Here is a 9477-nt window from a genome sequence, read left to right on the forward strand (position 1 = left end):
AGTTGCCCACGAGCACCGTGTGCGCGCTCGCCGAGCGTTCGGGCGCACCGTCGCGACTGAACCTGAGCTTGATGGGCTTGAGGTTGGGGATGGCGCGCACCCCGGCATCCACGTAGGCGAGCCAGCCGACCGCCTTCTTGAGCTTGGGGTTGGTGAGCGCGATCATCTTCGCGTCGAGCCCGACCCCGGCCATCACCAGAAAAGCGTGCTCGGCGTGCACGCCGTCGGCCGATGTGACATCGGCGATGCCGAGGTCGATCGCACGCTGGTGACCGGTGAAAGCGGTGGTCGCGGCCTCCTCGATATTGGTGAGCGTGAGGCCGAGGTTGCGGGCGAGCAGATTGCCGGTGCCCACCGGAATGAGGGCGATCGGCACACCGGTTCCGCGCAGGGCCTCCGCGACAGCCCGCACGGTGCCGTCGCCGCCCGCCGCGAGAACCACGGTGGCGCCCTGGGCCAGCACGTCGCGGGTGACCTCTTGGCCGGCATCCTCGAGGCTGGTCTCGAGCCAGATCGTGGAAGCCCAGCCCGCCGCCTCTTCGGCCGCTTTCACCGCGTGCTTCAGGCGGTCCACATCGCCTTTGATGGGGTTGTAGATCACGGCGGCCCGCGGAGTCTGCACTGCCTGCGGCGGGGTCACGTGTCTTACGGTACGGCATTGCTCAATAGACTGGGCGGGTGATCGACCCCCAGCTCCTGCGCGAAAATCCCCAGCTCTTCCGGGACTCACAGGCGGCGCGCGGCGACTCCGTCGACCTGGTGGATGCCGCCCTGGCCGCCGACGAGAAGCGTCGGTCGGCGATCACCGAGTCCGAATCTCTTCGCGCCACGCAGAAGACGCTCGGCAAGCAGGTGGCCCAGGCCGCCGGCGACGAGAAAGCGCAGCTGCTGCAACAGGCGCAGCAGCTCGCCGCCCGCGTGAAAGACCTGGCCCAGCAGGCCACGGATGCCGAGGCCGAGTTCGCGAAGACCGCCGGAGCCATCGCCAACCCGATCATCCCGGGCGTGCCCTCCGGCGGCGAAGAAAACTTCGTCACCCTGCGCGAGGTGGGCGAGAAGCCCACATTCGACTTCGAGCCCCGCGACCACCTCGAGCTCGGCGAGAAGCTGCGGGCCATCGACATGGTGCGCGGGGCGAAGGTGTCTGGCAGCCGGTTCTACTTTCTTCGCGGTGTCGGCGCGCGCCTCGAGATCGCGCTGATGAACCTCGCCCTCGACACGGCCTTGGCGAACGGCTTCGAGCCCCTCATCACGCCCACGCTGGTCAAGCCGGAGATCATGGCCGGCACCGGATTCCTCGGAGAGCACTCCGACGAGATCTACTACCTGCCGGCTGACGACCTCTATCTCACCGGAACGAGCGAGGTGGCGCTCGCGGGCTTCCATTCCGACGAGATCCTCGACCTCGAGGGCGGCTCGAAGCGCTACGCCGGGTGGTCGACCTGCTACCGCCGCGAGGCCGGTTCGGGCGGAAAGGACACCCGCGGCATCCTGCGGGTGCACCAGTTCAACAAGCTCGAGATGTTCAGCTACGTGCTGCCCGAGAACGCCGAGGCCGAGCATCTCGCTCTGGTGTCGTTCCAAGAGCAGATGATGCAGGATCTCGGCCTCAGCTACCGGGTCATCGACACCGCCGCCGGCGACCTCGGCTCGTCGGCCGCCCGCAAGTACGACATCGAGGCGTGGATTCCCACGCAGGATGCCTACCGCGAACTCACCTCCACCTCGAACTGCACGACCTTCCAGGCGCGCCGACTCGACACGCGGTACCGCACCGAGAGCGGCAAGACGGCGCCCGTCGCCACCCTGAACGGCACGCTGGCGACGACCCGCTGGATCGTGGCGATTCTCGAGACGCATCAGCAGGCCGACGGCTCCGTGATCGTGCCCGAGGTGCTGCGACCGTATCTCAACGGGGTCGAGAGAATCGAAGCGACGTGACGGATGCCGTAGCCGCACCCGGCGCATCCGACCAGCCCGCGGCATCCGACCAGCCCTGGCTGCTCGCGTTCGACATCGACGGAACGGTGCTGCACGAAGACGGCACCTTGACCGACGCGGTGCGTGACGAGGTCGCGCGCGTCGCGGGGCTCGGCCACGAGATCATGCTGGCGACGGGCCGGTCGGTGGCCTCCACCCTTCCGGTTCTCGACCAGTTGTCGATAACTCCCGAATACGTGGTGTGCTCCAACGGCGCCATCACACTCAAGCGCGACTCCACGGCCCCGGTCGGCTATCGCCGCGAGTTCGTCGAGATCTTCGACCCCGGGCCCGTGCTCACGAAGATCCGTTCTCATCTGGCCGAGGCGAGTTTCGCCGTCGAAGACGAGGAGGGCAACTTCTGCTACTACGGCTCGTTTCCCGTGTCTGTCGCCGACGTGGGCAGCCGTGCCGTGCCGTTCGAGCAGCTGCTCGACATCGAGGCCACCCGGGTCGTCGTCATCTCACCCGATCACGACATGGAGGACTTTCTGGCCCTCGTCGAGCGCATGGGCCTGCACCGGGTGAGCTACGCGATCGGCTGGACGGCGTGGCTCGACATCGCCCCGGACGGCGTGAACAAGGCGACGGGCCTCGAACGGGTGCGCGACCTGCTCGCGATTCCTCGAGAGCGGGTCTTCGCCATCGGAGACGGACGCAACGACATCGACATGCTCACCTGGGCCGGCGAACACGGCCGCGGCGTGGCGATGGGCCAAGCGCCCGACGACGTTCTGGCCGTGGCCAGCGAGGTGACGGCATCCGTGCACGACGATGGGCTCGCCGTCGCCCTTCGCCCGTTCTGACGCATCTACCGAGGCGGTTCGGTTAGAATCGTGGCTTGCCCGGTTCTGCCGGGCAGGGAGGGCTGTCCGAGCGGCCGATGGAGCCAGTCTTGAAAACTGGTGGGCAGAAATGTCTCTAGGGTTCGAATCCCTAGCCCTCCGCCAAAAATCCGGGCGTCGTCGGCTATGATTGCTGAGGCGCAAGCCAAGGAGACGTCGCATAGTCCGGCCTAGTGCACCACCCTGCTAAGGTGGAGTGGGGGAAACCCCACCGAGGGTTCAAATCCCTCCGTCTCCGCACTTCGAAGCCCCGAGATCACACCGATCGCGGGGCTTTTAGTTTTGCTCATTACCCGGTTGACGCCTATGTGGTTATGTCCTAACATGAAATCCTCGCCCACCCCACCTGATCAGCAAAGTAGCCGACGGGGGTGAGCGGAGAGAGGCACCGCAATGAAGCGTTCCCGTGTGATCGCCGCCCTCGTTACCAGTCTCGTCGCAGCGGGTGCACTAACTGCCTGCTCCACCGGCGCAAGCGACGACGGGTCCGTCACCGTGCGCATCATGTCGGTCAAGCAGCTGAGCATCGACGCACTGAAGGCCGAAATCCCCGGTTTCGAGGCCGAGATGAAGAAGCAGGGCAAAGACATCAAGGTCGAGCTGGTCGCCGACATCCTCACCGATGACCAGTTCAAGACGAAGATCACGCAGCAATTGGTCGCCGGCGAGGCGCCCGACGTGATCGACATGGGCGACAGCCTGGTTCCCGGATTCGCCGGTGCCGGATACTTGGCACCGATCGACGACTACCTCGACAAGTGGGATGGCTGGGACCACTACTACCCCCAGTTCAAAAAGGCGATGGTGCGTCAGGATGGCAAGGTCTACGCGCTCGTGCACGACACGGGCGTTCAGAACTTCTTCTACCGCAAAGACGTCCTCACTCAGCTCGGAATCGACACGAGCCAGCCGCAGACGTGGGATGACATGATCTCGCGTCTCGAGGCAGTGAAGACTCAGACCGGCGAGGCACCCATCGTCATCCCCGCCGGCAGCGCGTGGGGCGGGGGAACCTGGAACGAGGGCTTCCAGCCATTGCTCGGGGGAACCGACAACGAGTACTACGACCTGCAGACAGGCAAGTGGGATCTGGGCAGCAGCGGCTGGAAGGCGGTCTTCGACCTCTACAGCGAGCTGCAGACCAAGGGTCTGCTGCCGACGCAAGACCTCGAGAATCCGAACCCGTGGGAGCCGACCAAGTACGACAAGTTCCCGGCCGGCACGCTGCAGGTCGCAGCCCAGGGCACCTGGGGTTGGAAGTTCGACTGGGGCCCCGAGGGTGCGACACCGATTCCCGAGCTCGAGACGAAGGTCGACACGTGGCAGTATCCGGCGCTTCGCGACGGTGACAAGCCCTTCGGCTGGAGTGGACTCGGTTCGGGCTACGTCATCCCGGAGAAGTCTGCGCACAAAGACGAGGCCATGCTGCTCGCTGAGTACCTTTCGAGCGGAGAGCCCCTCGCCCGGCAGCTCGTCGCCAACGGCGCTGCGGCCACCCGTGATGACGTCGCCGACATCGAGCCACTGGCGAGCGAGCCCAAGCTGCTCCAGGCCGGCGAAGACCTGGCGAGCAGCGTCTACGTGTCGACCGGAGACGGTTCCGAGCAGATCGCCCAGGCCGTCGCCAGTGCCACAGAGCTGATCCTCTCGGGAGAAGCCGACGGCGAAGAGGCGTACGAGTCGTTCGTGAAAGACGCGACAGATCTGCTCGGCCCCAACCTGGTCAAGTAGTGACTGCAACCACGATCGTCTCCGCGCAGACGGTGGCCCCTCGGCCATCGGCTGCGCGGAGACGCGGCCGGCGCAACGGGCCGCTGATCGCACTCCTGCTCCTGCCATCCGTTGTTCTGATCGCCGTCTTCATCGTGGCGCCCGCCTTCTACGGCTTGTACTTGAGCTTTACGAACACCCAGCTCACGGGCTTCGCGGCCCGCGACCCGCAGTTCATCGGCGTCGACAATTACGTCTACCTTCTGACGAACGCCGACTTCCTCGGCTCCCTCGGTCGCACGGGCCAGTTCGTTCTCTACTCCGCGATCATCGGCCAGACCGTGCTCGGCATGGTCGCGGCGATCCTGCTCAGCAGGCCGTGGTTGCGCGGAAAAGGTCTCTTCGGCGCTGCGGTGTTGATGCCCATGATCGTGCCCGAGGTCGTCGCATCGCTCACCTGGGCGAGCGTGCTCTCGAACAACTCGAACGGCACCCTGAACCAGCTGACCGGCCTCTTCGGCTCGGGAACGACGGACTGGCTGCAGGTCGTACCGTTGTTCTCGATCATCATCGTGAACATCTGGCGCGGAGTGGCTTTCGCCATGATCATGTTCCAGGCGGCGCTTGAAGACGTTCCGGTCGAGCTGATCGAGGCGGCCCGCATCGACGGCGCCACAGCGTTGCAGGTATTCCGCCACGTCACCCTTCCGCTCATTCGCGGCCCGGTCTTTCTCTACCTGCTGCTCACCACGATCAGCACCGTCGGAGTCTTCGGTCTCGTGTACTTCCTGACCCAGGGCGGCCCAGGAGGCGAGACGCGACTCGCGGCCATCTACATCTACGAGAGAGCCCTCCAGTTCTCGCAGATCGGCATCGGCAGCGCCGCATCGATGATTCTGCTGGTCATCGTGCTGGTGCTGGGCCTCGTCTACGTTCGGCTCTCGAAAGTGCAGGTCTGAGATGACAACCGAAATCACCCGCGTTTCGGCAGGTTCGGCGGATGCGTCTGCGGGGCCGCGCTCGAATGCCCCGCGCACACACGCCGCCCGCACCAAACGACGTCCCCTCACCGCAGTAGATATAATCCAGCGCACGTTCGGCTACGTCCTCATCGTGCTGCTGGTGCTGTTCTGCCTCGTGCCGTTCGCCTGGGTCGTGCTCAGCTCTATCGACGGAAACGCCGGACCCAACGTGCAATTGCCGGCGTTCTCGTTCGACAACTTCGTGCGGTTCTTCACCGACGAGGGAACCCCCCGACTGCTTCTCAACAGCCTCATCATCGGCGTCTGCGGCACGGCATTGAACCTCGCGCTCGGACTGGCCGGCGGTTATGCCCTCGCCCGTTTCGAGTTCAAGGGCCGTCGAGCCTTCATGTTCGGCATCCTCCTGATCAGGGTTATCCCGGCTCCGGCCACGATCGTCGCGCTCTACCTGATCATGGTGAATCTGCAGCTCGCGAACAGCCTCGTCGGGCTCATTCTCGTGGAGGCCGTGCTTCAGCTGCCCATCACGCTGTGGCTGCTCAAGGGCACGATCGGAGCGGTGCCCATCGAGCTCGAGGAGGCTGCCTGGGTCGACGGCAACAGCCGCATCCAGGCCATCCGCAGAATCGTGCTGCCTCTCGTCGGCCCGGGGCTCGGCGCCGCGGCGATGCTCACGTTCATGAGCATCTGGGGCGACTTTCTCACCCCGCTCGTGATGTTGCAGAGCCAAGATCTCTACCCGCTCTCGATCGGATTGTTCCGGGCTTTCAGCGAGCACAATCAGGTCGACTGGGGTCTGCTGGCCGCGAGCGCCATCGTGTACGTCGTGCCTCCGGCGATCCTCTATATCTTCGTGCGCAAGCACCTGCTCCGCTCCAGCCTCGGCGGAGCGGTGAAAGGCTAGTCCGACCATGACCCATCGCGTCCGAAACTCGAGCGCGCCCGCAGAGAGTCGATCCGAAAGCCGAATTCCGGTCGTGGTCGTCGGCGCGGGTGCCATGGGCGGCGGATGGCTCCGGATGCTCCGCGCCTCGCCGCACGCACGACCGGTGGGCGTCGTCGACCTGAACCTCGAGCTGGCGGCGGCCACCGTCGCATCCATCGGTCTCGAGAATGTCGTCGTCGGCGATTCGGTCACCGACGTCGCCGAGCGTTCCGGCGCCGAGGCCGTGGTCAACGTCACGGTTCCGCAGGCGCATCGCGTCGTGAACGAACAGGCGCTGCGTGCGGGGTATCCGGTGCTCTGCGAGAAGCCGCTCGCCCCGACGGTGGCCGAGGCGCTACGCCAGGTCGCGCTTGCCGACCTCACCGGTGGTCTGCTGATGGTGAGCCAGTCGCGTCGCTACTTCAACCACCTGGCCGCGTTCCGCGACGCGGTCGGCGAACTCGGTCCGCTCGCCGCGGTGCATGCCGAGTTCTATCGTGAGGATCACGAGCCCGGTTTTCGGGAGCAGATGGCGCATCCGCTGCTCGTCGACATGTCTATTCATCACTTCGACCAGCTGCGCTACCTCTCGAGCGACGAGCCTGTGGCGGTGCGTTGCAACTCGTGGAACCCGCCGTGGAGCTGGTACGCCGGCGACGCCGCGGCTGCGGCCGAGTTCGAACTCGCATCCGGTGCCCGTTTCGTCTATTCGGGCAGCCGCTGCACCCCGGGCCTGCAGACCTCGTACAACGCCGAGTGGCGCGTGTACGCCGAGCGCGGCGCGGCCGCGTGGGATGGCGAGCAGGTCGTGCAAGTCGATTTCGACGGCCGGGGCGCCGAGGGCGCCGAAAGAGCGGGCGGTGTCGTCGCCGACCGGCTCGAGGGCATCGAGGGATCGCTCGAAGAGTTCGTGCGCTCCCTGCGCGACGGCACGACTCCGCAGAACGAGGTGCGGGCCAACGTGCTCAGCCTCGCGATGGTCGAGGGAGCGATCCGCAGCAGCGAGCGCGGAGGCGAGCGTATAGTTCTCGCCGAGCTGCTCGAGGAATCGCTCGCCCAGGCCATCGCCGACGAGCGCCAGAACGACATCGCCGATCTGCTGCGCTCCTGGACGAGTGCGGCCGACGGCATCTCCACCCCGGCCTGGGGATCCGTTCCCGCCACTCCCGCCGCGATCGCTGAGGAAACGCCCGATGACCACTGAACAGACCGCAGCAGCGCCGATCCGAGTGCTCGTCTGGGGCGAGAACCGCCACGAACAGGTGAACCCCGTCGTTCGCGGAATCTACCCCGACGGCATGCATGCGACGATCGCCGACGGCATCCGCACCCTGCTCGGCGACGGCGCGACCGTCTCGACCCGCGTGCTCGACGACCCCGAGCACGGTATGACCGAGGAGACGCTCGCCGCCACCGACGTGCTTCTCTGGTGGGGACACACCGCCCACGACGAGGTCGCCGATGAGGTCGTCGATCGCATCCAGCGCCACGTGCTCGAGGGCATGGGCATCATCGTGCTGCACTCCGGTCACCACTCCAAGATCTTCCGCCGCCTGATGGGCACCACCTGCAGCCTGCGCTGGCGCAACCAGAACGACAGCGAGCTGGTCTGGACCGTCGCGCCGCGGCATCCGATCGCCGAAGGCGTGCCGCAGCCGATTCGGATTGCCGGTCAGGAGATGTACGGCGAGTTCTTCGACATTCCCGAACCCGACGAGCTGGTCTTCATCAGCAGCTTCTCGGGAGGCGAGGTGTTTCGCAGCGGCATCACGTACCGGCGCGGCTACGGACGAGTGTTCTACTTCAGCCCCGGCGACGAGATCTTTCCCGTCTATCACCACCCCGACGTGCAGCGCGTGATCGCGAACGGCGTGAAGTGGGCGAAGCCCGACAGGCCGCGCGAGCAGTACCTCGTGACCCCGATGTACCTTCCCGGCGAGTTCGACCGGCCGGTGCTGCCGTCTCCCGACGGGCTCGTCGACTACTACACCCGCGAGCTCATCGCGCCGCGCGAGCCGAACGCGTGACCGACGAGTTCAACCCGAACGGGCGCGTGCGTCTGGATGCCTCGGCGCTGGCCATGCAGCGCGTGCGGCGGTTCACGCGCTACCGCATTCAGACGGCACTCTACAGCGAGACCCGTCCTGTCGAGGTGACGGCATGGAGCGTCGGCGGCGAGCCTGTGCCCTTCGAGCACGCGCTGACGCAGACGTTCGACCCGATCTCGCTCGGCGCATCCTGGGGCCGGCCGTGGGACACGGTCTGGTTCGATGTGCGCGGCGCGGCACCCGCCGACTGGGCCGACGAGGAGACCGAGCTGGTCGTCGACCTCGGATTCACGGGCGAGCTTCCCGGTTTTCAGGCGGAAGCCACCGCGTATCGCCCCGACGGGTCGATAGTGAAGGCGATCGAGCCCTTCAACGCGTGGGTTCCGGTGCCCGAGAGCGGACCGTTCCGGGTGCTGCTCGAGGCGGCCGCGAACCCCCTTGTGCAGGTTCCCTACGAATACGAGGCCACACACCTCGGCGATCCCGCCACGGCGGGTGACGAGCACCACTATCGCCTCGTGCGACTCGAGCTCGCCCGGCGCGACATCGAGGTGTGGGAACTGCTTCAGGATGTCGTCACCCTCGACGGGCTCGTCGACGTTCTTCCCCGACACGGTGCCCGCCGCGCAGAGATCGTGCACGCGCTCGAACGCATGGTCGACGCGATGGACCCGGAGGACGTCTCCGGCACTGCATCCGCCGGGCGCCAGGCGCTCTCCGGTGTGCTCGCGACGCCCGCCGCAGACAGCGCCATCCGCGTCTCGGCCGTCGGCCATGCCCACATCGATTGCGCCTGGCTCTGGCCCGCCCGCGAGACCGTGCGCAAGGTCGCGCGCACGTTCTCGAACGTGCTCGATCTGATCGACCGCGATCCCGAGTTCATCTTCGCCGCGTCGAGCGCGCAGCAGTACGCGTGGGTGAAGCAGAGTCAGCCCGAGCTTTTCGAACGGGTGCGCGCCGCGGTCGCGGCCGGGCGCATCCGGGCT

At 66.3% G+C, this 9477-nt stretch carries 8 protein-coding genes, 2 tRNA genes and 1 pseudogene; 10 read left to right on the plus strand and 1 reads right to left on the minus strand.

Annotated features, from left to right (window positions below):
* The coding region (locus ACE5CZ_RS04615) for a diacylglycerol/lipid kinase family protein (RefSeq protein WP_374946169.1) at positions 1-640 on the minus strand (640 nt) is incomplete at its 3' end.
* A 38-nt stretch (positions 641-678) separates the two neighbouring features.
* Between ACE5CZ_RS04615 and serS the strand changes: the two genes are divergently transcribed.
* From serS to ACE5CZ_RS04665, 10 genes and pseudogenes are all read left to right on the plus strand, one after another.
* The gene (serS, locus tag ACE5CZ_RS04620) at positions 679-1941 is read left to right on the plus strand and encodes a serine--tRNA ligase (RefSeq protein WP_374946170.1); all 1263 of its coding nucleotides are present in this window, start codon (positions 679-681) and stop codon (positions 1939-1941) included.
* Positions 1938-2786: an HAD family hydrolase gene (locus tag ACE5CZ_RS04625; RefSeq protein ID WP_374946171.1), complete on the plus strand. Its 849-nt coding sequence runs from the start codon at positions 1938-1940 to the stop codon at positions 2784-2786. Before serS ends, ACE5CZ_RS04625 begins: the two co-directional genes overlap by 4 nt.
* 56 nt (positions 2787-2842) lie before the next feature.
* Positions 2843-2930, plus strand: a tRNA-Ser gene (locus ACE5CZ_RS04630).
* Positions 2931-2974: 44 nt separating this feature from the next.
* Positions 2975-3063 (plus strand) — tRNA-Ser (locus ACE5CZ_RS04635).
* 155 nt (positions 3064-3218) lie between these two features.
* Complete coding sequence (locus ACE5CZ_RS04640) at positions 3219-4556, plus strand: ABC transporter substrate-binding protein (protein WP_374946172.1); 1338 nt, start codon at positions 3219-3221, stop codon at positions 4554-4556.
* Positions 4556-5494 (plus strand): carbohydrate ABC transporter permease, encoded by a 939-nt coding sequence (locus ACE5CZ_RS04645; protein ID WP_374946173.1) that lies wholly within the window; start codon positions 4556-4558, stop codon positions 5492-5494. The genes ACE5CZ_RS04640 and ACE5CZ_RS04645 overlap by 1 nt, the downstream gene beginning before the upstream one ends.
* A 1-nt stretch (position 5495) precedes the next feature.
* A complete protein-coding gene (locus tag ACE5CZ_RS04650; RefSeq protein ID WP_374946174.1) occupies positions 5496-6422 on the plus strand; it encodes a carbohydrate ABC transporter permease in 927 nt (308 codons plus the stop codon).
* A 7-nt stretch (positions 6423-6429) separates the two neighbouring features.
* A complete protein-coding gene (locus ACE5CZ_RS04655; RefSeq protein WP_374946175.1) occupies positions 6430-7647 on the plus strand; it encodes a Gfo/Idh/MocA family protein in 1218 nt (405 codons plus the stop codon).
* A complete protein-coding gene (locus ACE5CZ_RS04660) occupies positions 7637-8470 on the plus strand; it encodes a ThuA domain-containing protein (RefSeq protein WP_374946176.1) in 834 nt (277 codons plus the stop codon). Before ACE5CZ_RS04655 ends, ACE5CZ_RS04660 begins: the two co-directional genes overlap by 11 nt.
* Positions 8467-9477, plus strand: a pseudogene (locus ACE5CZ_RS04665) (alpha-mannosidase); the annotation flags it as partial. The gene ACE5CZ_RS04660 and the pseudogene ACE5CZ_RS04665, both read left to right, overlap by 4 nt.

Origin of the sequence: Agreia sp. (assembly GCF_964263775.1) — a bacterium.
Classification (GTDB): domain Bacteria; phylum Actinomycetota; class Actinomycetes; order Actinomycetales; family Microbacteriaceae; genus Agreia.